The 23,228-nt window shown below is 50.6% G+C and carries 18 protein-coding genes; 11 read left to right on the top strand and 7 right to left on the bottom strand.

Annotated features, from left to right (window positions below):
* Nucleotides 1-186: 186 nt before the first annotated feature.
* Genes H6G89_RS23765 through H6G89_RS23755 form a run of 3 tightly spaced genes read right to left on the bottom strand, consistent with a single transcriptional unit; the run spans nucleotide 187 to nucleotide 5,345 of the window.
* Nucleotides 187-888 (bottom strand): HEAT repeat domain-containing protein, encoded by a 702-nt coding sequence (locus tag H6G89_RS23765; RefSeq protein WP_190511087.1) that lies wholly within the window; start codon nucleotides 886-888, stop codon nucleotides 187-189.
* On the bottom strand, nucleotides 872-1,687 hold the full coding sequence (gene rpsH / locus H6G89_RS36470; protein ID WP_190511085.1) for a 30S ribosomal protein S8: 816 nt from the start codon (nucleotides 1,685-1,687) through the stop codon (nucleotides 872-874). The genes H6G89_RS23765 and rpsH overlap by 17 nt, the downstream gene beginning before the upstream one ends.
* A gap of 25 nt (nucleotides 1,688-1,712) precedes the next feature.
* The gene (locus H6G89_RS23755) at nucleotides 1,713-5,345 is read right to left on the bottom strand and encodes a HEAT repeat domain-containing protein (RefSeq protein ID WP_190511083.1); all 3,633 of its coding nucleotides are present in this window, start codon (nucleotides 5,343-5,345) and stop codon (nucleotides 1,713-1,715) included.
* 531 nt (nucleotides 5,346-5,876) lie between these two features.
* Here H6G89_RS23755 and H6G89_RS23750 point away from each other — a divergent pair.
* Both H6G89_RS23750 and era read left to right on the top strand, forming a co-directional pair.
* A complete protein-coding gene (locus H6G89_RS23750) occupies nucleotides 5,877-7,052 on the top strand; it encodes a succinylglutamate desuccinylase/aspartoacylase family protein (protein WP_190511081.1) in 1,176 nt (391 codons plus the stop codon).
* A gap of 192 nt (nucleotides 7,053-7,244) precedes the next feature.
* Nucleotides 7,245-8,207 (top strand): GTPase Era, encoded by a 963-nt coding sequence (gene era, locus H6G89_RS23745; protein ID WP_190511079.1) that lies wholly within the window; start codon nucleotides 7,245-7,247, stop codon nucleotides 8,205-8,207.
* Between the two features lie 2 nt (nucleotides 8,208-8,209).
* Here era and H6G89_RS23740 read toward each other — a convergent pair whose 3' ends face one another.
* The 3 genes from H6G89_RS23740 to H6G89_RS23730 form a co-directional block, all read right to left on the bottom strand.
* A complete protein-coding gene (locus H6G89_RS23740) occupies nucleotides 8,210-8,461 on the bottom strand; it encodes a hypothetical protein (protein WP_190511308.1) in 252 nt (83 codons plus the stop codon).
* A gap of 45 nt (nucleotides 8,462-8,506) precedes the next feature.
* Complete coding sequence (locus H6G89_RS23735) at nucleotides 8,507-10,306, bottom strand: peptide ABC transporter substrate-binding protein (protein ID WP_375539707.1); 1,800 nt, start codon at nucleotides 10,304-10,306, stop codon at nucleotides 8,507-8,509.
* A 177-nt stretch (nucleotides 10,307-10,483) separates the two neighbouring features.
* Entirely contained in the window at nucleotides 10,484-10,726 is a 243-nt protein-coding gene (locus H6G89_RS23730) for a DUF7219 family protein (protein WP_190511077.1), read from the bottom strand.
* A gap of 414 nt (nucleotides 10,727-11,140) precedes the next feature.
* Here H6G89_RS23730 and purC point away from each other — a divergent pair, with 414 nt between their 5' ends.
* From purC to ribD, 9 genes are all read left to right on the top strand, one after another.
* Nucleotides 11,141-11,875 carry a phosphoribosylaminoimidazolesuccinocarboxamide synthase gene (gene purC / locus H6G89_RS23725; RefSeq protein ID WP_190511075.1) on the top strand — a complete coding sequence of 245 codons (735 nt, stop codon included), beginning with the start codon at nucleotides 11,141-11,143 and terminating at the stop codon, nucleotides 11,873-11,875.
* 200 nt (nucleotides 11,876-12,075) lie between these two features.
* Nucleotides 12,076-14,400, top strand: coding sequence for a BamA/TamA family outer membrane protein (locus H6G89_RS23720; RefSeq protein WP_375539706.1), 2,325 nt, complete (start codon nucleotides 12,076-12,078; stop codon nucleotides 14,398-14,400).
* Between the two features lie 102 nt (nucleotides 14,401-14,502).
* Nucleotides 14,503-15,384 (top strand): UDP-3-O-acyl-N-acetylglucosamine deacetylase, encoded by an 882-nt coding sequence (gene lpxC, locus H6G89_RS23715; RefSeq protein WP_190511073.1) that lies wholly within the window; start codon nucleotides 14,503-14,505, stop codon nucleotides 15,382-15,384.
* Nucleotides 15,385-15,447: 63 nt separating this feature from the next.
* Nucleotides 15,448-15,981, top strand: a complete 534-nt coding sequence (gene fabZ / locus H6G89_RS23710; RefSeq protein ID WP_190511072.1) for a 3-hydroxyacyl-ACP dehydratase FabZ — start codon at nucleotides 15,448-15,450, stop codon at nucleotides 15,979-15,981.
* Between the two features lie 207 nt (nucleotides 15,982-16,188).
* A complete protein-coding gene (gene lpxA / locus H6G89_RS23705) occupies nucleotides 16,189-17,016 on the top strand; it encodes an acyl-ACP--UDP-N-acetylglucosamine O-acyltransferase (RefSeq protein WP_190511070.1) in 828 nt (275 codons plus the stop codon).
* Nucleotides 17,013-18,188, top strand: a complete 1,176-nt coding sequence (lpxB, locus tag H6G89_RS23700; RefSeq protein ID WP_190511068.1) for a lipid-A-disaccharide synthase — start codon at nucleotides 17,013-17,015, stop codon at nucleotides 18,186-18,188. Before lpxA ends, lpxB begins: the two co-directional genes overlap by 4 nt.
* Before the next feature lie 941 nt (nucleotides 18,189-19,129).
* Entirely contained in the window at nucleotides 19,130-19,330 is a 201-nt protein-coding gene (locus H6G89_RS23695; protein WP_190511066.1) for a hypothetical protein, read from the top strand.
* A 347-nt stretch (nucleotides 19,331-19,677) separates the two neighbouring features.
* Complete coding sequence (locus H6G89_RS23690; protein ID WP_190511064.1) at nucleotides 19,678-20,127, top strand: CAAD domain-containing protein; 450 nt, start codon at nucleotides 19,678-19,680, stop codon at nucleotides 20,125-20,127.
* Nucleotides 20,120-21,202 carry a bifunctional diaminohydroxyphosphoribosylaminopyrimidine deaminase/5-amino-6-(5-phosphoribosylamino)uracil reductase RibD gene (ribD, locus tag H6G89_RS23685; protein WP_190511062.1) on the top strand — a complete coding sequence of 361 codons (1,083 nt, stop codon included), beginning with the start codon at nucleotides 20,120-20,122 and terminating at the stop codon, nucleotides 21,200-21,202. Before H6G89_RS23690 ends, ribD begins: the two co-directional genes overlap by 8 nt.
* 180 nt (nucleotides 21,203-21,382) lie before the next feature.
* On the opposite strand, the gene H6G89_RS23680 is transcribed toward ribD, so the two are convergent.
* Nucleotides 21,383-23,155, bottom strand: a complete 1,773-nt coding sequence (locus H6G89_RS23680; protein WP_190511060.1) for a hypothetical protein — start codon at nucleotides 23,153-23,155, stop codon at nucleotides 21,383-21,385.
* Nucleotides 23,156-23,228 lie beyond the last annotated feature (73 nt).

Genomic DNA, 23,228 nt, shown 5'->3' with positions numbered 1-23,228 from the left:
GTGGCTAGAAACAGAAGACTTAACCCTTTTATCGAGGGTTTCTCTAAAGATTGCTATTAAGGAAAATTCTATCGAACTGGGCTGTAATCCCTTTGAAGTTTTCTTAATCTCTCGTGGATTTTACGTAAACCCTTTGCGGTCAAGAGTCCATTTACTCACCTCGAACCAGTATTGTCCCTTGAGCTACTATTTTGGTTCCTTGCTAAATTCTTCGAGAAAAGCAATTCCGCCTTTAGCAAATACGTTGTTGTCAGCAAAATGTTCAACCATTTTTGTGAGAGCCGCTTTACCGCCTTGAAACCAACGTTCTCGGTTTAGTAAATCTTTGCGTAACATTGCCCAGCGTTGCGGATCGGTCTGCTCGATCGCCTCTAACTCGGCTTTGAGGATAATGGGTGCTTCTGTTTCGGTTGCGGTTGGATGGGTCTGCTGAAGAGTATTGAAGAGAGTTTGAAGGTCAGCGATCGCCTCTGCTGTGCCCTGTTCTGGGACGTTGACAACAAAATCTCCTTCCACATTACCCGCAACTCCAGTAACAGGGGCGTTGAAATTCATCTGAACTTTGGGTTGGTCTGACATGACGTTTAGAGTTTGATTGAGTTGCTTGAGTTGATTAGTCAGGAGTTCGACTAGGGGAGTGTCGAGCGTTTGCTGTTTGATATAAATGCGTCCTAGCAACTTTACGATAACCCTCCGCACTTTTCCATTAGTATCCTGTTGGGCGGCTTGAAGCAGTGCAGCGATCGCCATTGGATGCATTGGGTCAATTTTTTCAAGTGCTTTGACGGCTTCCAGTCTGACCACCGCTGATGGATCACGGAGTAGAACGTCACACAAAGTGGCGATAACTCGAAGCCGATCATCATTGAAATCACGGGTTGGATTCACCGTAGCTCACTCCGAGCAGACTGACGGCTTTTTCTCGAATGGCTGGGTCAGGATTCCTTAAATGGGTGATCCAATCCATTAAATCTGGTGAGTGTTCCAAATCTGTCTCAGCTTGCAAGAGGCTTAATCGCTCGATCGCTTCTAACACGGAGCGATCGCCTGTAGAGGTAAGGGTGACATGCACGGCCTCCAAGCTGGAACCGCTTTGAATCTGGTCGATGAAGCCTAAGGTTTGCAGAATTTGGAGAAAATCAAGGGCAACCGACGTTGTCGGAATTGTGGTGGTTGTCGCACCCGTTGAGTGTGCCTGACGCAGCCGAATCAGAAGGTCTGCAAGATCTCTGGTGACGGTGAGATCGTCTATGGTCGTCGTGTTCGGGGCGGCTCCTTGCGGGTATCTTGAAGCGATCGCATCTGGTACACGTTGAGATGATTGAGCATTGGGTAGCGTTTCTTCTGGTTGCTCAACTAGCTCAATGCCCTCAGCTTCTATGAGTGCCTTATAGAACTGCATCATATCGACACGTTCTACACCGCTCTTCGTGACAGTGTAATAGCCAGATGCTTTTGCCTTTTCCTCTTGGCTCAAATTTTCCAGTTGCTTAACCCTAGTCACAAGTGCTTTACCTGTTAAAGGTTCCAGTAGTCTTCTTGTTTTACCCGCTGATGCAACTGGGGCTAGTTCTTTGATAACCCATTGCGCGACTAATACATCCGGCGACACATTCAGTTGGGCTGCCTGAGACTGCAACTGCTGTGCGATATCGTCGGGTAACTGGATAGTAAAGCTCTGCGTCATCTGAGTCTCCTGGTTCCCTCACTCACTAGGCTTCCCTGCTTTCAGTTGTATCACTTGGCGGAAGGGCATGGGTGATCTGGCTTCCCTCCACATTACCTGCAACCCCATACACTGGAGCATTGAAGATCTGTTGCACGAGGGCTGATGGTTTTTGAACCAGTGACTCCTGCAAAGATTGGGCACGCTGATAGACCTCATAATTATAAAACTTGCACTGTGCCTGAATGCCAGTGATGGCTCGGAATGCAGTTTCACTAACCTTAGTTGATAGGCGCGATACCAGAGTAGGGAGGTGGTGTGCTGCTGCTATCCCTTCAATCCTGCCTAATGCCCTAGCTGCGCTCTTACGAACCTCAGAGTCAGAATGATTGATCACCTTGAATAGTGCTTCTACTGCTGGTTCTGAGCCGATCTCGCCTAATGCCTCTACCACTCTCCAACGAATACCGGGGTCAGAATCGTCAATCATCTTTAGGAGTACCTTTACCGATTCCTCTGAGCCAATGTTGCCTAATGCCTCTACCGTGCTTCCACGAACATATTCGCTGGAATCCTTGATCACTTTACGAAGTGCCTCTACAGCTTGCTCTGACTTTATCCTGCCTAATATCTTAATCGCGTCTATACGAACATCGCAGTCATTATTAGGTCTGATAGCGTGGATGAGTGTTTCTACAGCGTGTTCTGAACCAATCTTGCCTAATGCGTAAGCTGCACATTTACGAAGTAAGGAATCAGAATCGTCAACAACCTTGAGGAGTGCCTCCTCAGCTTTTGCTGAACCAATTTTGCCTAATGCCTCGACTGCGCTCCTACGAACATGAGAGTCAGAATCATCGATCGCCTTGATCAGTGGCACTACCGCTAGTTCTGAACCAATCTCGCCTAATGCCTCAGCCGCTCTCCGACGAATCCGTGAGTCAGAATCATTCATCGCCTTGATCAGTGGTGCTACCGCTTGTTTTGAGCCAATCTCACCTAATACCCTAATCGCATTCCAACGAACATCGGAGTTAGAATCATTAACCAATTTAAGGAGTGCCTCCACGGCGTGTTCTGAACCAATCTCACCTAATGCTTCAATCACTCTCTCACACACGCAGGGATCGGGATCATCAAGCATTTGCATGAGCAAGTCCACAGCCTGATCTGAGCCGCTCCTAGCTAATGCATCAGCCGTACACTCACGAGAGAACGAGTCAGCATTGTCAATCGCCTTGAGGAGTGCCGCCACAGCGTGTTCTGAACCAATCTTGCTTAATGCATAAACCGCACTTCTACGAATATCAGAGTCAGAATGGTCACTCGCCTTGAGGAGTGCCGCCACAGCGTGTTCTGAACCAATTTTGCCTAATGCACCAACCGCTCTCCAACGAACATCAGCATCGTCGATCGCTTTGGCCAGTGCTTCTACTAGCTCATCCGTTGCGTGCACTGAGCCAATCCTGCCTAATGCCTCAACTGCTTTCCGACGAACATTGGGGTCAGAATGGTCGATTACCTTGATCAGTACCTCCACAGCTTGTTTTGAGCTGATGCAGTCTAATGCGTAAACTGCCCTCCAACGAATATTGGGGTCAAAATGATCGGTTGCTCTCACCAGTGACTCTACTGCTGCTTGTTCTGAACCAATCTTGCCTAATGCATAAACAAGATCACCTAATGCCTCAAGTGCACTCCTACAAACATCAAGGTCAGAATCATCAATCGCTTGACTCAATGCCGGAATAGCTTTTTCTGAGCCAATCTTGCCTAATACTTTAACCGCACTCCTACGAATATTGGAGTCAGCATTATCAATCACGTTGATCAATGCTTCAACCGCTTGCTCTGAGCCAATCTTGCCTAATGCCTCAACTGCTCTTCGACGAACACTATGCTTAGAATGGCTGATTGCCTTGACTAGTATCTCTACTAGCTCATCCGTTGCATGAACTGAGCCCATCTCGCCCAATGCCTCAACCGCTCTTCGAAGAACACTATGGTTAGAATGGCTGATTGCCTTGACCAGTGGCTCTACTGCTTGCTCTGAGCCAATCCTACCTAATGCCTCAATTGCACTCCTACGAATATCGCAGTTAGAATGGCTGACTGCCTTGACCAGTGCCTTTACTGCTTGCTCTGAGTCAATTCTGCCTAATGCCTTAACCGCACTTTGACTAAAACCGAAATTAGCATTATCGATCGCCTTCACCAGTGATGGAATAGCTGCATCAGATTGGGTAATCTCTAAAAGTTGAACCCTGAGCCAATTAGGGCAGTTTTGTTGCTCGACCAAGGCAACGGTTTTGGGTTGAACCTCGGGCTTCACTTCACCCGCGAGTCTTGCGCCTAATCGTAAATCAACGGCTAGAGCCAGTTCGACCACCTTAACGGCGCGTTGTTCGTTTTCCTCCAGTGCCAGCATCAGAGCGAGGGGTTCTGTCCACTTGAGGTAGTTGAGATAGTGGCATTGAAGCTGGTCATCGGTGAAGTGAGGCAGTTGGCGCAGCAGATATTCAGCGGCGTAGTATTCCTGAAACAGTTGGTGGTGAAATTCGATCTGGTTGGGGTCAGATGCCAGTTGCAGCAGGTGATACTCCAGCAAGTCTTCGAGATATTCTCTGGCTTTAGTGGCGGGATTGAGTTCATTACAGGTTTGCAGGAAGTGCTCCAGGCAGACTTCCGCATCGGATTTTGGCAGTTGCAGGCGAGCTTCTGTGAGGGAGTCGCCCTGCATCATGACAAAGGCGAGGTGTTGTAGCAGGGTTGGGGCAAGCCGACGAAAATCCTCCGAGACGGATTGAGTCCGCAGAGGCTTAAAGCTCTCGTAGCGCACGGTAAATTCTTTGCGAAACAATTCTCCCCGGTTTTTGGGAAGTTGCCCATCCCGCTCAAATACATCACACAGCATTTTCAGTAACAGCGGTGTTTCTGCTAACTCTCGCAGGCGATCGCGCAGTTGTTTCAATAGTTCCTCTGCCTGGGTTGGCAGCCGTTTGTGGACAAACTCCCGCATCTGTGGCTCGGTGAGCGGCAACATTTCCAGCTTCTTCTCAATGCCCAGGTCTGCCCCTGCTCCCAATTCGCGGGTGGTCAAGACCATTGGGGTTTCACGGTAATCCTTTCTGAATTGTTCTAAGCTCTGCCATGCCTCCGTCGAGGGTAACTCGTTGACCCCATCTAACAACACCAGCAAGCGTCGATCCCACAGCCAGTCTTCTAACTCCTCTAGGTTGAGGCGCACCCGCCGCAAGGCTTTTTTCACCAACTCCAGCACCGTACTGTTGTGGCACTCCCGCAACTCTACCAACACTGGAATGGCAGGTAGAGCCTCTCCCTGTTCTGCTGCCCTCAGGCAACGCTCTGCCTCTTCTCGCAGCAGTTGCCGCAGAGCCGTTGACTTGCCTGACCCCGGTTTGCCCACTAACAACACATGATTAGCGGCATAGGTTCGCAATCCCTCCAGCACTTCAAACTGTTTCTGTTCCCGTTGCTGTTTCTGCTGTTCCCGTTCCTCTAGCTGAGGCTGCCCTGGTTCTGCCTTAGCCACAATCGTCTGAACTTTGAGCGGCAATATTGCCGAAGTTGACACATAAAATCCCTGTCCCTCCGATCGCACCGGAGGGGTCAATAGCGATCGCAAATACTCCACAACAAAAGGGCTTGGAGCAGCCATATCAGAGAAAGCCACCAGGGTTTATTTGATTCTACGCAATGAATTTTGAGAAAACAGGGCGACCCCTTGCGGGTATCTCGAAGAGATCGCTCCTATTCTGATCTCGACCCTTCGACCTTGTTACTCAACTGTTCGAGTTCTGAAGGTGGAGCTTCAACCTTTCTGCTCAAATGCCCAACTTCTGAACACGACGCTTCAACCTTGTTGCTTGATCAGTCAAGCTCTGAACACGACACTTCAACCTTTCTGCTCAAACGCCCAACTTCTGAACACGACATTTCAACCTTGTTGCTTGATCAGTCAAGCTCTGAGGTCAGAGTTTCTGGTAAAGCTCTGACTTCTGGGTTTCCGATAGGTTGAGTTAGCTCTCATTTTGAGGTCTAATAGTCTATTTCCAGACAGTGTAATTGAACCGATTACGAGGTGTTCTCCTTCTCAATTTTCTTTTTTCTCCTTCATCGTTCATCCTTCCTTTTATCCTTCATCCTTCATCGTTTATCCTTTCTTCTCTTCTCTCTTCCCTCTTCCCCTATGCGTCCGACCGTTGACATCATTCCCCTACAACACCTCGCCTCTGGCGATCGCCTGTCGCTGCAAGTCTACAAATTTGTGGGCGATCGCCCTGGTAAGAAGGTGTACATTCAGTCCAATTTGCATGGCAACGAGTTAGCGGGAAATGCCGTCATTCATCAAGTGATGGACTGGTTGTCGCAGTTGGAGGCATCGCAACTGGTGGGGGAGGTCTGGTTAGTCCCCGTGTGCAATCCGGTGGGGGTGAATCAGCGATCGCTCCACTACGCGACGGGTCGGTTTAGCCCCTACGATGGCGACAACTGGAACCGCATCTTTTGGAGTTACAAGCCAGGTGAGGCAGACCTGATCGCGTTTGCCAAGGCTCATGCCGAGCAAGATACGGTCACGATTGAGCAAAGGTATCGGCAACAGATTCAAACCAAATTTGCTGAGTTAAAAGATGAGGTTTATGCGGCGTCGGGGGTGCCCTTTTCTGAAAAGTATCGCTATCTTCTGCAATCCCTCTGCCTGGATGCTAACTACGTAATTGATTTGCACACCTCGGTGGATTTTGGTGTGAGCTATGTCTACTACTTCCGCGATCGCCACAACTCTGCGGCTCTGTTTGGGTTGGAGTGGTCGATTTTGCTCGATTGGTACGATGGGGATGCGTTTGATGAGGCGTTTATCCAACCGTGGTTAGCGTTGGAGGCGTGTTTGGCTCAGATGAACCGACCGCTGCGGTTGGATGTTGAGGCTTATACCCTGGAGTTGGGGTCGGGAATGCAAATGGATTCAGACGCGATCGCCAGAGGGGTGAACGGTATCCAGCACTATCTCATTGACAAAGGACTTATTGTGGACGCAACGGTAGAGCGATCGCCACTTCCGACTCAATTTGCCAATCGCACGCAAATGCTGCGCTATTACGCACCAACGGGTGGCATTGTGCAGACCCGAGTTACGTTGGGAAGCCAGGTGAAAGCAGGCGATGTGTTGTATGAATTGCTGACCTTTAACAAGACAGGCGATCCACCAAAAGCGATCGCCATTCGTGCCGAGAAGGGAGGCTCTGTTTTTGATGTTGCGATCAATCGTGCTGTTAACGAAGGGGAATATGTCTTAGGGCTTGTTTTACCGCCCACGGATCAGGGCGATCGGCATAATGAGAAGAGGAGGAAGGGGGAGGAATGAAGAACGAAGGATGAACGATGAAGGATAAAGGATAAAGAATGAAGAACGAAGAATGAAGAATGAAGGATAAAGGATAAAGGATAAAGGATAAAGAATGAAGAACGAAGAATGAAGCGATAGCCTTCCCCTGCTGCCCCTGCCGATCTTTCCTATCTCCACCCTGCACTCCATCCCCTACTGTTGACTGACGCTATGACTGATGATCTGCATCTACAAACTGACATCTTTGAGCCATCTGAATCGCTCATTCCTGCTGCTCCTCCTGGCTTTAAGTCGGGTTTCGTGGGGATCATTGGTCGTCCCAATGTGGGCAAATCTACCTTGATGAATCAGTTGGTGGGGCAAAAGATCGCGATTACGTCTCCGGTGGCTCAAACCACGCGCAATCGACTGCAAGGCATTCTCACCACACCAGAAGCACAAATTATCTTCGTCGATACCCCCGGCATTCACAAACCCCACCACCAACTCGGACAAGTTCTCGTGAAGAATGCCCAGATTGCTATTGAGTCGGTGGATGTGGTGTTGTTTGTGGTGGATGGCTCAGTGGAAGTGGGAGGGGGCGATCGCTACGTTACGGATCTGCTGCTTCAGGCAAAGACACCCGTGATTTTGGGGATCAACAAAGCCGACCAACAACCCGCCGATGCTCAGGCAATTGATCAGAGCTACGCCGAACTGGCAGGTGCCCACGAGTGGACAATGGTCAAGTTCTCGGCTCTGACTGGAACAGGACTGGATACCCTGCAAACCACCCTGACTGAGCAGTTAGAACCGGGTCCCTACTACTACCCACCTAATCTCGTCACCGACCAACCCGAACGTTTCATCATGGGGGAACTGATCCGGGAGCAGATTTTGCTGCTGACTCGTGAGGAAGTGCCTCATTCAGTGGCGATCGCCATTGATCGGGTCGATGAGGAGCCGGAGATCACCCGCATTCTTGCCACAATTCACGTTGAACGAGACTCCCAAAAGGGCATCATCATCGGCAAAGGTGGCAGTATGCTAAAGGCGATCGGTTCCGCTGCCCGCCAACAGATTCAAAAGCTGGTCATGGGCAAGGTCTATCTGGAACTGTTTGTCAAAGTTCAACCCAAGTGGCGTCAATCGCGTACCCGTCTGGCGGAATTTGGCTATCGCGTTGAGACGTAACGCTAATTCGTTGGATGGTTCGATATCAATTCCACTGCACTACCGAGGACAGGTGCCTCATGATGCTTAGCGAGAGAGTCCGATGTGGGATGCGGATTAGAACGGGTTCGGTCACTGAAACGCGATCGATGACGCTCTGAGATAAACTGCTCTGGGTCAATACCATCAAAGGTGGGTGGCAACCACACTCGGACGACGAGCAACGTCCCCAACACCAGCAGAAATAGACTTCGTTTCCAAACTCCTGCTTGCAATGGAGTGACAGATACCTCCTCACCCCTCCACTGCCCTACTCCTTTTTATTTCCTCGTCCAATCTGCGCTATTCCAGGTATTTAAATCCCAGGGAGTCAAGCTAACTCCTGCCAGGTGATTGCCCACTCCAGCGGTTTCAGCACGGTGCACCAGCGGCAACACCGCCGCATCTTCGATCAACAAATCATTCATCTTAATAAAGAGTTGTCGCCGTTTTTCGGGGTCTAACTCCGTTGCAGATTGTTGCCACAGAGCATCATAGGCAGGATTGCAATAGCGAGAAATGTTTTCCGTTGACCAGTTATTCGCTTTTTGGGCGATCTCATTGCATAGATAGGTCTTCATGTACGCACCGGGATCGGGGTTGGTGTTCCCTGTGGTAAACATTTGCAGGTCAGCATAGAAATGGTTGCTGGAGTCAGGATTGGCAGGATCACCTGAAAAGAAGATGCTGGCATCAATGCTCTTGAGTTCGACCCCAATACCAATTGACTGGAAAGATTGCTTGACAATCTCCTGCGTTTTCTGTCGCAGCGGATTCACCGACGTTTGAAAGAGAAGCTGCATCTCCTTGCCGCCTTTGTCACGGGTGCCGTTACCGTTGGTGTCTTTCCACCCCGCTTGATCCAGCAAAGTAGCTGCCTGAGTCAGGTCAAATTTATAGCGCGTGTTGGGAGAGTTGTAAGATTCAGGAGACACCAAAAAGTTAGCGGTGGGCTTGCCCGATTTGCCATAGAGTTGGGTGGCAATGCTGTCGCGATCGATCGCCAAATTTAACGCTTGCCGCACCTGCCCGTCTGACAAAAAGGGATGTGAGGATTTTGCACTCGATCGCTCTCCCTCAACTTCGGTATTGGGGTCACTGACGTTCAACAAGATCCGCTCCACCAGAGAACCAAAGTTAGCAACGACGGTTCCCTGGCCTGCGGCTTCCAGTTGTTGCAGGATGGGTGCCTCGACCTGTAGGTTATAGGCAAAGTCTGCATCTCCCGTTTGCAACACAGCACGTGCTGCTGAGGTGGCATCTCCGCCCCCTTTCAGTTCAATTCGTTGAAAGAAGGGTTTGCCAGCAGCGGCATCGCGATAGTTGGGGTTTGCCTCGTAAAGCACGACATCTCCGGGCTTGAATTCGGTCACCCGAAAGGGTCCCGTCCCTACAGGCATCAGGTTCGCTGGAGCCTCACGCGATTTTGCCCCTGTAAAGTCGGCATAGCGGTGGCGCGGTAGGATCATTCCCTCAGTCCCAACAAAAACATTGCTCCAGGCAGGGTTGACTTCTTTAAAGGTGATTTTGACGGTGTAATCGTCGATCGCCTCTACCGTTTCAATAATGTTGTAGGTACCTGCACTCACTGCCCCCGTGTCCGGGTTCGTGACAAATTCGTAGGTAAACACCACATCCGCAGCGGTAAAGGGTTCCCCATCCGACCATTGCACTCCCTGCTTCAGCTTCCATGTCACCGATCGCCCATCCGCGGCGACTCCCCCATTCTCCAGACTGGGTGCCTCGGCGGCTAAAAATAAAACCAGTTGACCTGCCGTGTCATAGCTAGCCAAAGGTTCCAGAGTGAGGCGACTGGCTTCGGCATCCTTGAACCCCACAGACAAATGGGGATTCAAAATCGTGGGCGATTGCCAGTAGAGCAACCGCAAGACGGTGTCGGCAGAGGCTTGGCTCGTAGTCGGCGCAGTGGTGGTTGGAGACTGTTGTGAGGAAGGAGCACCACACCCCGAAAAGAGCAGGGTACAGACCAGCGAGCCCAGAACTAATGGTAGAAAGAAGGAGCGATCGCCCCAACGGGGAACCCACTTTGTATTAACCCATCGTCTGATCCACTGGTTCACAACGGTTGTCCTCCCAAGTCGTTGGTATTAACGTATCAGCAAACCGTTTAGGGTGAGTATTCGTCGATACTTCCTACGCCAATCAACCTACGCCAATCAGCTTGAATTCGTCCGCTTTAAAGCGCAAAAAGGGGACACCCATGGGTGCCCCCTTCAGAATTGATACAAAATCATAAATTATGCCTGAAATGGGTTCTGTCCAATGCCGAGTTCTTCTTTGCTCCGCTGGAGGTCTTCCCAGAGGGCTTTGATCTGTAGAAATGACTCATTGGGAGTGAGCTTGCCATTGCTTTCTAAACCGCAGATCAGGCTGACTCGCTGAGAAAACTCTTGCAAGTTGGCGTTGAACACGAGATTTTCGGGTTTCACTTCCCCGTGATAGCGGATGTGAGGATATAGGAATTGAGATTTGTCTGCCACAGTTTCCCCCCTATGGAATGTGTAATGTCAGTGGATGTTGGAATGGTTTTAGTCGTAAGTGAGAGGATAAACTCTTAACCAGATTTTAACCTTAGCTTAAACTTAAACCCTTGGTATAGTATTCTGCCGAAAGTTCAAGAGTCTTTAAGAATCACGTAAAGATGATGTGTTCTTGCTCCTCTCTAAATCACTGTAAAGCCAGCCCATCAACTTGTCTTAGGGGCGATTGCTACTCTCTAGATGAAGCTTAAGTAATTTACTCTGTAAATTTACTGGGATGGAGAAAATCAAGTTGGTCGGATTGCTCGATACAATAGAGGCCTGCGTTTGCTGCTGTGTTGCAGCATGTTACAGAGGCACCATTTTCGCTCTGTCGCGTTTTAACCTCATTGGGTACACTTGCCATTTCTCCTCATGTCGGCTGATCAAAAGTTATACGAAGGCAAAGCCAAAATCCTCTATTCAACGGATGATCCAGAGGTTTTACTAACTCGGTTTAAAGATGATGCAACGGCATTTAACGCCCAAAAGCGAGGCAGCATCCGGGGTAAAGGTGAGATCAACTGTGCTATTTCGACTCACCTGTTTCGGCTGTTAGAGGCTCGTGGCATCCAGACTCACTTCATTGATCGACCTGCTCCAACTGAAATGCGGGTGCGAGCCGTCAAAATCGTGCCGCTGGAAGTCGTTGTCAGGAACATTGCGGCGGGTAGTCTCTGTCATCAAACTGGTCTACCGTTGGGGATGGTCTTACCCAAACCCCTCGTGGAGTTCTATTACAAAAACGACTCACTGGGGGATCCCCTCCTCACTCGCGATCGCTTACTTTTGCTGGAGTTAGCGACTCCAGATCAGGTTGATCAGTTAAACGCCAAAGCCTTACAGATTAATGAAATCCTTTCGGATTTCTTTCAGCAATGTGGGATCACACTGGTAGATTTCAAATTGGAGTTTGGGTTAGATTCCGCTCAAACCCTACTACTGGCTGATGAGATTAGCCCAGATACATGTCGCCTGTGGGATCAATCTGCCTCTGACCCCCGTCAGCGAGTATTAGATAAAGATCGATTTCGCCATGATCTCGGCAATGTTGAAACAGCTTATCAGCAAGTGCTAGAGCGAGTTTTAGCGCAAACTGTTGAAGTTTAGGTGTAAGCAATGCTGTAAAATCTTTGCGTTTAAGGCAAGTTGCATTTGCTCTATTCAATATCCATTGAGTAGTCGATGATAAGGGGGTGTAGGGGTCACAACCCCTATCGGGGGCACAGCCTCCCCTCAACCCTCGTTCCAACCGTTTGACGGTTGTTATAGTGTCTTGATTTGCTTTCGGCAAGTCGTGGTGTGTGGCAGTGTCTAATAGCTCATCCAATATGCGCGTTTCCCCTGTTTTGCTGGCAGTTCTAACTGCTTCAGCTGCTTTTGGTTTTTCTCGTCCAGTTGATGCACAAACTCCCGCTGCCTTACAGCGGGTCGAAAACACGGATATTGCAACGATCGCCGACCCCTCTAGCCCGGTTGCTGTGATGGATGGCGAGGCTACAGGAGCGATGCAGGGCAGTTCCTCCGCTGACGCACCGCCCAGTCTCGTTGTACCGACTACAGCCGAGCCAGAAACCTTCCCGGTCGATCGGTTAGCCCAGACTCCGGTGCCCCCGTCAACGCAGCCACCCCTACAACCGGGCTCCCCTCCACCGGGCACCCAAACTCCTGACCAGGGGCAACCTGCCCAGATCCAAATTGATGGGGATGCACCCGGCTCACCCAATATCGAAATTGACGAGCCACCGACTACCCCACCCCCATCCATCGCGCCGACGCCGACCCCTGAGCCACCCCAAACCACTCAACCTGCACCTGAACCCCGTGTGCTCGTTGCCGAGGTGGTGGTGAGCGGAGTAGAAGGGCGATCGGTGGTGATCAATGGGGTTGAAACACCACTCGAACAAATTGTCTATGATGCGATCGACACACAAGCAGGACGCACCACGACGCGATCGCAACTGCAACAAGACATCAACTCTATTTTTGCCACTGGCTATTTCGGCAACGTCCGATCGGAGCCAACTGACACTGTGCTGGGGGTCAGGGTGACCTTCATCGTTCGCCCCAACCCCGACCTGCGAGCCGTGGAAGTTCGCGGTAGTCAGGTTTTGCCACAATCGGTGATCGACGAAGCCTTTGCGGATCAATACGGCAAAATTTTGAACGCTAGAGACTTTCAACAGGGCATTGAAACCCTGAACCAGTGGTATCAAGACAATGGCTACGTGCTGGCACAGTTTGTTGGCGCACCCCAAATCTCAGAGCAAACCGGAACGGTGACCCTGGAAGTCGCTGAAGGGGTCATTGAGGATATCCAGGTGCGCTTCCTCAATGAAGAAGGCGAAGCCGAGGATGAACAGGGCAACCCCATTGAAGGGCAAACTCGTGAATTTATCATTACTCGCGAGTTTCAGACGCAGCCAGGAGACGTATTTAACCGCAACCAGATTGAGCGAGACTTGCAGCGGGCGTTTGCTCTGGGCATCTTTGAAGATGTTCAGGTGTCATTGAACCCCGGTGATAATCGCCGCCAGGTAGATGTCACGGTCAATGTGACTGAGCGCAACACAGGCTCAATTGCGGCGGGTCTTGGCTTTAGCTCTGCTAGTGGTCTATTCGGAACCGTCAGCTATCAGGAGCAAAACCTGGGCGGCAACAACCAGCGGCTAGGGGCTGAGGTGCAGGTGGGTGAACGGGAGTTGCTCTTCGATGTCAATTTCACAGATCCCTGGATTGCAGGCGACCCCTACCGCACCTCCTATACTGTGAATGCCTTTGGTCGGCGTTCTATTTCGCTGATCTTTGACGGAGGCGAACAGGAAGTCCGCCTGCCCGATGAGGATGATCCCAACTCGATTGATACGGGCGATCGCCCCCGGGTTCGGCGATTGGGCGGAGGGGTTTCCTTTGGTCGCCCGCTAGGAGGCGGTTGGCGTGCATCCGTTGGTTTCCAATATCAAAACGTAGCCATCCAAGATGAGGATGGGGAATTAAGCCCCGTAGACGCTCTGGGGAACCAACTCAGCTTCAGTGGGACAGGTCGGGATGATCTGTTCCTGTTCCAGGCGTCCGCATCACGCGATCGCCGCAATGACCCCATCGCCCCCACCAGCGGCTCTTTCCTCCGGTTTAGCACCGATCAATCCGTTCCCCTGGGTCAGGGTAGTATCTTCCTGACTCGCCTGCGGGGAAGTTATAGCTATTACGTCCCGGTCAACTTCACCAACTTTACCGATGGTCCTGAAACCCTGGCATTTAACGTCCAGGCAGGTACAGTCCTGGGAGATTTGCCGCCCTACGAAGCCTTCTCCCTGGGGGGAACTGACTCAGTCAGAGGCTACGACTCCGGTGAGTTGGGCAGTGGTCGCAGCTTCCTCCAAGCCACAGCAGAATATCGTTTCCCAATCTTTTCGATTGTGGGTGGCGCGCTCTTTGTCGATTTCGGGACTGACCTCGGTACCGCAGACGATGTGCCCGGTAGCCCTGCTGAGGTGCGAGATAAACCCGGTAGTGGTTTCGGTGTTGGTCTGGGAGTACGGGTGCGATCGCCCATCGGACAAATTCGCGTAGACTATGCAGTCAACGACGAAGGAGACGGCAGAATCCACTTTGGCATTGGTGAACGGTTCTAACGCCTGAGCGTTCATTGAGCCTGATTTGAGTTGCCCTTTCTGCTGAAGACAATAGTTGCAGGGCGCACAAAAGCAAGCATAGGGAGGGTGCTGTAGACCACAATGATTGATAGCCAATCAGTACAAACGCTGAGTCCTGTCAATTTAGCTCTGAATGCCTCACAACAACACACTCTAACCGCAGAGTTTGAGCGATCGGGCATTGGGCTACATTCGGGCATCCCTGTGCGTGTACGGGTCTTGCCTGCGGAATCGGGGCAGGGGCGATATTTTGTCCGAGTCGATCTGCCAGGGATGCCTGTCATCCCGGCTCAGGTTGAATCGGTGAGCCAAACCGTGTTGTCTACTGAGCTAGGGCAGGGAGACGCACGGGTTCGCACGGTGGAGCACTTGCTGGCGGCTCTGGCAGGCATGGGTGTTGACAATGCCCGCATTGAAATTGACGGGGCTGAGTTGCCGTTGTTGGATGGCTCCGCGCTGGGGTGGGTGGAGGCGATCGCCCAGACAGGAGTCACGCCTCAAGCTGCACCTCGACACTGCCTCACCGTGACTGAACCTGTGTGGATTCATCAAGGTGATGCTTTTGTTGCGGCGTTGCCTGCGCCCGAAACGCGCCTGACCTATGGCATCGATTTTGCAGTGTCCGCTATTGGCAATCAGTGGCATAGCTGGTCACCTCACCAGGAGGACTTTGGGGGGGCGATCGCTCCTGCCCGCACCTTTGCCTTAGCCGAGCAAATCGACCAGTTGCGGCGCAATGGGCTCATCAAAGGCGGTAGTCTAGACAATGCGTTGGTTTGTGGTCAACAAGGATGGCTTAATCCACCGTTGCGATTTTCAAATGAGCCAGTGCGTCATAAACTTTTAGACTTAGTAGGGGATCTAAGTTTAATCGGAGCTTTACCTTTTGCTCATGTTCTCGCCTATAAAGCCAGTCATCACCTCCATACTCAACTTGCTCAACGATTAGCTCAGTTCCTCTAGTTCCATCCCTCTGATTGACCGAGTTTACTCCTTGCTGTTAAACGCTCCTATCACAATTAACCCATGTCCATCTTGACTGACCTTCATACCCCAAATACCCATGTTGATTCACCTCACGTTGAGGCTGAACCTGGTCAAGCGTTGTTAACTGAAACGACACCCAAAACTGTGTTTACCGTTGAAGATATTCATCGGCTCTTACCTCACCGCTACCCTTTTTTACTGGTCGATCGCATCATTGAATACGTGCCTGGTGAGCGTGCCGTGGGCATCAAAAATGTCACCTTCAACGAACCTCACTTTCAGGGACACTTTCCAGGTCGCCCCATTATGCCGGGTGTGCTGATCGTCGAAGCGATGGCTCAAGTGGGTGGCATTGTGTTAACCCAACTTCCTGATATTCCCGTTGGGCTGTTTATGTTTGCAGGCATCGACAAAGTGCGGTTCCGTCGCCCTGTGGTGCCAGGAGATCAACTCGTCATGCGCGTGGAACTGTTGATGGTCAAGCGTCGCCGCTTCGGCAAAATGCACGGTCGTGCTGAGGTGGATGGTCAACTGGTTGCCGAAGGTGAACTCATGTTTTCCATCGTCGATTAATGCCCATTGGTGAGAGTATTGATGAGAATGAGAGTACTAACCTCAGCCATAGCCGTCGTCAGACCTGAGTGAATGATTGACCCGAATCAATACTCTCACTTAACAACCCGATCAGACCTCTCAACCCGCGTCTTCCATCTTGATCGATCGCTCTATCGCTAGCTCACGCTGGCTTCGCCATATTAGTCTTCTACCCCATTACTCCTCTTGACTGCCGCAATCCATCCCACTGCTGTTATTCATCCTGGTGCAGAGCTACACCCTACTGTGCAGGTGGGTGCCTATGCTGTCATTGGCTCTAAGGTCAAAGTTGGCGAGGGAACGGTCATTGGGAGCCATGTTGTGTTAGATGGATGGACTGAGATCGGTGCTCGTAACCAGATTTTTGCGGGGGCGGCGATCGGGCTAAACCCCCAAGATTTGAAGTATGACGGCTCCTTGACGCTCGTCAAAATTGGCGACGACAATATCATTCGCGAATATGTCACCATCAATCGGGCAACGCGATCGGGCGAGGCAACGGTGATCGGCAATCACAACCTGTTGATGGCATATGTCCACGTCGCTCATAACTGTGTGATTGAGGATCAGGTTATTATCGCCAATGCCGTGTCGCTGGCGGGACATGTCCACATTGAGGCGCAAGCCCGCATTGGTGGCATGGTTGGGATTCACCAGTTTGTCCACATTGGTCGGATGGCGATGGTGGGTGGCATGACTAAATTAGTCCGCGACGTCCCCCCTTATATGCTGGTCGATGGCACACCTGCTAGAGTGCGATCGCTCCACTTGATCGGCTTAAAACGAGCCGGAGTACTGCAAGAAAACGAGGGCAAGACCTTTCAAAACTTGAAAAAGGCATTTCGCCTTCTCTACCGCTCTGAACTCTCCTTAAGTCAAGCTCTCGAACAACTCGATCTTCTACCCGAAAATTCTTACCTCAACCATGTGCGCCAGTTTGTCCGGCAATCCCAATTAGAAGGACGACGGGGCTTGACCCCCGCTAAGCGGCGTGGTCAGAGGGATGATGAATGAAGGCGCGCCTCTTTATTAGCACAGGCGAAGTCTCCGGCGATTTGCAGGGGGCATTGCTCGTCAAAGCTCTGAAGCAGCAAGCAACCCAGCAGGGATTCGATCTGGAGATCGTGGCTCTGGGGGGCGATCGCATGGCAGCGGCAGGCGCACAGTTGTTAGGCAACACCATGGCGATCGGTTCCATCGGCATTCTAGAATCGTTGCCCTATGTGCTGCCGACGCTGCAAATCCAGCGGGATGCCAAGCAATACCTGCGGCAACACCCACCCGATTTAGTGGTGTTGATTGACTATCTCGGTCCTAACTTAAACCTGGGCAACTACATCAAACGCCATCTACCCCAGGTGCCCATCATTTACTACATTGCCCCACAGGAGTGGGTCTGGTCGCTCAATTCACGTAATACTCAGCAAATCGTTGGAATCATCGATCGCCTGTTAGCCATTTTTCCGGGAGAGGCGCAGTACTACAAGCAACGTGGAGCCACGGTAACCTACGTTGGGCATCCCCTGGTCGATCGCCTGCAACACGCCCCCAGTCGGACACAAGCACGGGAAACCCTGGGCATTCCTCCAGAGCAAACGGCGATCGCGCTCATTCCTGCCTCGCGGCGGCAAGAACTGAAGTATCTCCTGCCAGTGATCTGCCAAACCGCCCAACAACTCCAGGCAAAACTACCCCAGGTTCACTTTTGGATTCCCCTGTCACTCGAAACCTATCGACAGTCCCTAGAGCAGGCAATTCAGCATTACGGATTACGGGCCACCCTAGTGGTGAAGGATTCCCAAACTGTGATTGCAGCAGCCGATCTGGCGATCGCCAAATCGGGCACAGTCAACCTGGAAATTGCCCTGGCAAACGTGCCGCAAATCGTCCTCTATCGGGTTAATCCCTTAACCGCGTGGATTGCTAAACATCTCTTGCGCTTCTCAATTCCGTTTATGTCGCCGCCCAACCTGATTTTGATGGAGGCGATCGTGCCAGAGTTTTTGCAGGATGCCGCCACCCCAGATAACATTACCCAAGCCGCTCTGGCACTGCTCACAGACCCAGCCCAACACCAGCAGATGTTAAGCGGTTATCAACGGATGCGACAGGCGATCGGTGAACCAGGGGTGTGCGATCGCGCTGCCCAAGAGATTTTGAGTCTCCTTACTGTCAGTTCCGATTAAACGCTCACTGCACGAATACGCTTTGATCCGATCTGATTAACGTGAATTCGGGATAAGGATTTCGGCGGTTTTAACCGCCGCTATCAGAGCAAAACCGACCTGCGTCGGTTCGTCAAACCTTGATTTTCCGGAGTCCGCGTCGGCGGACTTCGCTCGAGTAGCCGCGAATTCATTCGCCGGGTTCAGTCCCCTAATGACTAGATGCACCCAATATTGGGGGACTTTGAGCCTTTGTCAAAGGTCTTGACCCAACCAGAAGCACCCATACTTGGAACCGATGCGAAGCGCGCCTTTGGGTGAACCGAAACACCTTCTGCTAAGAGGTTTAGGGGAGACTCCCCCAATGCCTGGTTCTCGAACTCATTGCAGTAACCGAGTTTCTTATTGACAAAGCAAAGATGCATATACACCGTAGCTTACTAAAGGGGGAATTCTAGAAGCCCCTTTTGCAGGAGATGGGGGGATCTAACGGCGTAAGTCCTGCTGATATAGCAGGACTCACGAAGGTTAGGACGGGGTGCAGGGGTGGAACCCCTGAATCCCGTTCTAACCAACCCCTCGGTTGCTAGACCAACACTCTACGAGAACTCTACCAATCTGTTTAGCCGGGTATTACGTAACATTACTTGAGTTCAGGAACAAGATTTTGGCGGTTGAAACCGCAGGCTTCAGCGTGAACGCATCCCAACCCTATCCATAAGCCTCAGGGTAGGAGTTGCGGAGATTTCACCCTCGAAAGTGTTCGCTGAGGTCATCGAATGCATCAAAGCCCCTGCACCCATCTTGGGTTAAATCCGTCCCACTAAAAATGCAACAAATCTTATCAGTGATTTACATCACTCATTTCCATGAGATGAATCACGCTGACAAGCCGATGTGAATCACAGGAGATTTTTTAGAAATCCTTCATATTATTAAAAACCTAAGTACTGTTAAGCCGTATGCAACCTCAAGCCCCCCATCTCCAAATCCCGTTGGAGGACTTGGTTCACCAAATTCTGCTCTTGCGTCGGGTGACCCGCGCCGAGGAAAGTTGGTTGTTTTCGTTGCTGGCTTCTCCCTCTCTCACTGAAGAACAGCGCGTTATGATTCAGCGAGTTTTTTATGGGTTGCGCCACGATTTATTAAAGCTGGTGGATTAATTGCGTTTGAGTAAACCATAGATCGAGCGATGCAATATTGCTGCTTTAGAGAAAAAATCGCCATGCAGTTTTAATCGCTGATTTCAAACGAAATAGCTCCACCCATTCTTCAAAGTCATGCTCCTGAGCCACGCCATCGGTGTGGCTTTTTCATTTCTAAGGATTTGCATCCATCAGATTAATCTACCTTATGTCGCTTGCAATTCGTTACAGCCCTGTCTTAGTGTCTAGATGTTTGAGAAAAAAAGGCTTAGCCATTCTACAAACTGTATTTATCCCGCTATAAATGGGATATTCTTTGAGCAAACATTATAGAGATCCTCTAATTCTAATCAAAGGTAATCATTATGGACCCAGAAGTGAAGCAAGATCCAACCTCCCCTGAGTTTGTGGCGGATGAACTAAGTGTCGATCTCACCACCGATGATGGAACGCTGACCCCTGTTCCGGTGACTCGGAGTGACAATGAGCAATGGCGAGAGTTTGGGGAGAAGGCATCACTCTTTTTAGCTGAATTGCCTGATTATCTATCCAGCTTTTTTGGTGAATACAAGCGTCCCATTGTGGTGGTTGGCTTGGTGCTCGGTTCAATCATTGCAGTCAAGCTGACGCTGGCAATTCTCGACTCTGTAAACGACATTCCTTTGCTGGCTCCTACATTTGAGTTGATCGGCTTGTTTTATAGCGGCTGGTTTATCTATCGGTATTTGCTTCGAGCTTCCAACCGTAAGGAATTGGCAGACGACTTTAACACTTTAAAAGAGCAGATTCTAGGCAATCGCGCCTCCAATGACTGATGGGGTTGATGAATGGATGATGCGTCGGTGCCTGGAGCTTGCCAAACAGGCACTCGGCAAAACCGCCCCAAATCCATTAGTGGGGTCTGTCGTTGTTCAAGAGGGGGAAATTGTCGGTGAAGGATTTCACCCAGGAGCAGGACAGCCTCACGCTGAGGTGTTTGCTCTCAAAGCAGCGGGCGATCGCGCCCGTGGAGCCACGCTTTATGTCAACTTAGAGCCTTGCAACCACTACGGACGCACTCCACCCTGCACCGAGGCTATTATTCAAGCGGCGATCGCTAGAGTGGTTATAGGCATGGTAGACCCCAATCCCCAGGTTTTGGGAACAGGACTTTCGCGCCTGCAACAAGCGGGAATTGAAGTCACTGTTGGGGTTGAAGAAGCGGCTTGCCAGGCTCTCAATGAGCCGTTTGTCTACCGCATACGGCATCAACGCCCCCTGGGCATTTTGAAGTACGCCATGACGCTAGATGGCAAAATCGCCACCACAACAGGGCATAGTGCCTGGGTAACTAGTCCGACAGCCCGCTCCTTTGTCCACCAGCTACGTGCTGGTTGTGATGCTGTGATTATTGGTGGCAATACAGTGCGGCGCGACAATCCACTACTGACCAGTCATGGAGTGCATGACCACAACCCGTTACGAGTCGTTATGAGCCGTACCCTGGATTTGCCAAGTCAGGCTCAACTCTGGCAAACCGCTGATGTACCAACCTTGGTATTGACGGAGACGGGAGTCAACCCAGAGCAACAGCAAGCCCTCAGACAGCAGGGAGTAGAAGTCCTGGAGTTACCTGCTCTTACCCCAACCGCCGCGATCGCCCATCTCAACGAACGAGGCTTTTTATCCGTCCTGTGGGAATGCGGTGGAACCCTGGCAGCACGGGCGATCGCTGAAGGGGCAGTACAAAAAATCTTTGCCTTTATCGCCCCCAAAATTATCGGTGGAGCAACAGCCCCCTCGCCGGTAGGCGATCTGGGGTTCACCGAAATGACGGCAGCACTCCCCCTGGAACGAGTTAGCTGGAGGGCGATCGGCTCTGACTTACTGATCGAAGGCTACCTGGCATGAATGATGACAACGGTGTGCAAGTTGATTCGGTATAGGGGGTGCAGAGAGCAATGCTCCCTGCGGGGGGTTACACACACCCCGTACTTCACCCAACCGGGTACCGCTATAGAATGCACTCATCCAAGAATCACTTCTTCCACTAACAACCTCCCTTTTTCTCATACCCTCACGCTCCAGCCCCTATTCCTGCTGATGGCTATCCGAGCGGGCAGTCCGTCCTGCGTTTCGTACTCGCACCACTTTACTGAGTAAGTCAAACCAAAACGACGCACCCATCGATAGAGCAATCCCCGTAATCAACCAACCCAACGCCCGTCGAGAATAGGGAATTGCCCACCCCTGTTCCTGCTGCTGCTGCTGCTCCAAATTCACTCGGTTCCAGCCGATTGGCAGAGGGATTCCCTCCAAGACATTGTTGACCGCAAACTTCACTTCTTCTAAGTCACGCTGCAATGGCTCTGGTTGAAAGTCGTAATTGCCAGGTTGAAACTCTGAAGGTACATCTTGAAACTCTGACGGCATCTCCTGAAACTCTGACGGAGTTTCTTGAAACTCAGGTAATAAATCAGGAGTTTGAAAATCTTGATTGGCTTGAAGTTGAACTTGTTGAGGCACACGCTGAAAACCCGGAGGAAGCCTTTGCTCCTGAAACTCTGTCGGAGTTTCCTGCTGTTGAAACTCTGGAGGCAAGTCCGGTGAAGGTTCCGGGGGCAAGTCAGTGGGTTCATCCGTGGAGAAACCCTGGGATGGAGCCGCATTAAATGGATATTGTTGAGGATAATTACCATACCCATACCGCGCCCCTCTTGCTTGAAAGACCGCATCATTAGCCGCTTGAGAGATGGTAGAGCGGAGCAATGTATCTTTCGATAACCGATTCACAATGTGAAACGTATCAGCATTGGTCACAGCTGCCACCAGAAAACCGATGAGAATGGCCACCCCTTTAGAGTTACGGCGATAGACTCCCGAAGCTCGCTCCATCGAGTGGTCAAACCAGGCTTCTACTTCTTGTTGCAATTGCCTCACCCCATTCTCTAGCCCTTCCGTTTTCATTTGAGCCTGCTTAGAGAGGGTCATCAAATTCCGCTTTAGTTGTGCAGGCAATGGGGAATTAGGTCTGCCAATGCTAGTAACCACTCCAGCTAAATACCCTGGAACATTCTGGTGTTCCTCTAGAATGATGGACATCACCTCAGAAATAGTAGGTTGCAATTTTCTCAATTGAAAGGCCTGCTTGAGGTACGGCAACCGTTGTCGAATGATTTCTTTGCAGTGATTATCTTCGGCTAAAACAGTTTCAGTATTATCAATAAATTGCACAAATTGGGCTGTAACACTGTCAATACTACTTGCCAATGTCGTTCTGTTATTTACTAAATCATCTTGAATGATGGCTAGACTTTGTTTGAGCGCAACTAATTCACTTTCTAATAAACAGTCATTGCCCACACTATTTCTTAAATCATCAATAATGTCCTGCAATTGTTCCATCTTGTCGTCAATAAACTTTTGCAGAGTCAGTTCACTAACGCGGTAAGACACAGTTTCAATATTGAGTTTTTGCAATAAGGCCGTTGAAAAGGCATCTGAAGGAATATATGAAGGGCCACTGCGCTCTCGCCCAAAAACGTTGCGGTTGCCGCTCACGGTGCGATAAGCATCCCCAACTCGATGACTCACGGTACGAAAAAAGCGGGCAATTGGACCCTTTGCCTCCTGGTTTAGCGATTGGATTGTAGAACTACTATATAAATCGTCTGCAAAACGATAGGAATATGGATCATCCGAAATATTATTAGTCAATAAAATCTCAACTGATTTTTTGAGATGTTCTGCTCTCCACTGCAACAATGTCGCCAGAATTTCCTGAATTTCAGATGTTAATAAACTGAGAATTAAATAAATAAAGATGATGCCTGTAGCAATGTCGAAGACAAGAGGTAAGTTCATACTCAGTCATGAGAAGCAGGATTAAAGCCTGGGATAGTTTATAGCACCCAGGGTTCACCACTGCCTTATCTTA

The organism is Oscillatoria sp. FACHB-1407 (genome assembly GCF_014697545.1).
GTDB lineage: Bacteria > Cyanobacteriota > Cyanobacteriia > Elainellales > Elainellaceae > FACHB-1407.
This window is presented reverse-complemented; position numbering and strand designations above follow the sequence as displayed.

Excerpts from the sequence above, each read along its gene's own strand:
- rpsH (WP_190511085.1), bottom strand. The coding sequence starts at position 1,687 with ATGACGCAGAGCTTTACTATCCAGTTACCCGACGATATCGCACAGCAG.
- H6G89_RS23755 (WP_190511083.1), bottom strand. The coding sequence starts at position 5,345 with ATGGCTGCTCCAAGCCCTTTTGTTGTGGAGTATTTGCGATCGCTATTG.
- H6G89_RS23750 (WP_190511081.1), top strand. The coding sequence starts at position 5,877 with ATGCGTCCGACCGTTGACATCATTCCCCTACAACACCTCGCCTCTGGC.
- era (WP_190511079.1), top strand. The coding sequence starts at position 7,245 with ATGACTGATGATCTGCATCTACAAACTGACATCTTTGAGCCATCTGAA.
- purC (WP_190511075.1), top strand. The coding sequence starts at position 11,141 with ATGTCGGCTGATCAAAAGTTATACGAAGGCAAAGCCAAAATCCTCTAT.
- lpxC (WP_190511073.1), top strand. The coding sequence starts at position 14,503 with ATGATTGATAGCCAATCAGTACAAACGCTGAGTCCTGTCAATTTAGCT.
- fabZ (WP_190511072.1), top strand. The coding sequence starts at position 15,448 with ATGTCCATCTTGACTGACCTTCATACCCCAAATACCCATGTTGATTCA.
- lpxB (WP_190511068.1), top strand. The coding sequence starts at position 17,013 with ATGAAGGCGCGCCTCTTTATTAGCACAGGCGAAGTCTCCGGCGATTTG.
- H6G89_RS23695 (WP_190511066.1), top strand. The coding sequence starts at position 19,130 with ATGCAACCTCAAGCCCCCCATCTCCAAATCCCGTTGGAGGACTTGGTT.
- H6G89_RS23690 (WP_190511064.1), top strand. The coding sequence starts at position 19,678 with ATGGACCCAGAAGTGAAGCAAGATCCAACCTCCCCTGAGTTTGTGGCG.
- ribD (WP_190511062.1), top strand. The coding sequence starts at position 20,120 with ATGACTGATGGGGTTGATGAATGGATGATGCGTCGGTGCCTGGAGCTT.
- H6G89_RS23680 (WP_190511060.1), bottom strand. The coding sequence starts at position 23,155 with ATGAACTTACCTCTTGTCTTCGACATTGCTACAGGCATCATCTTTATT.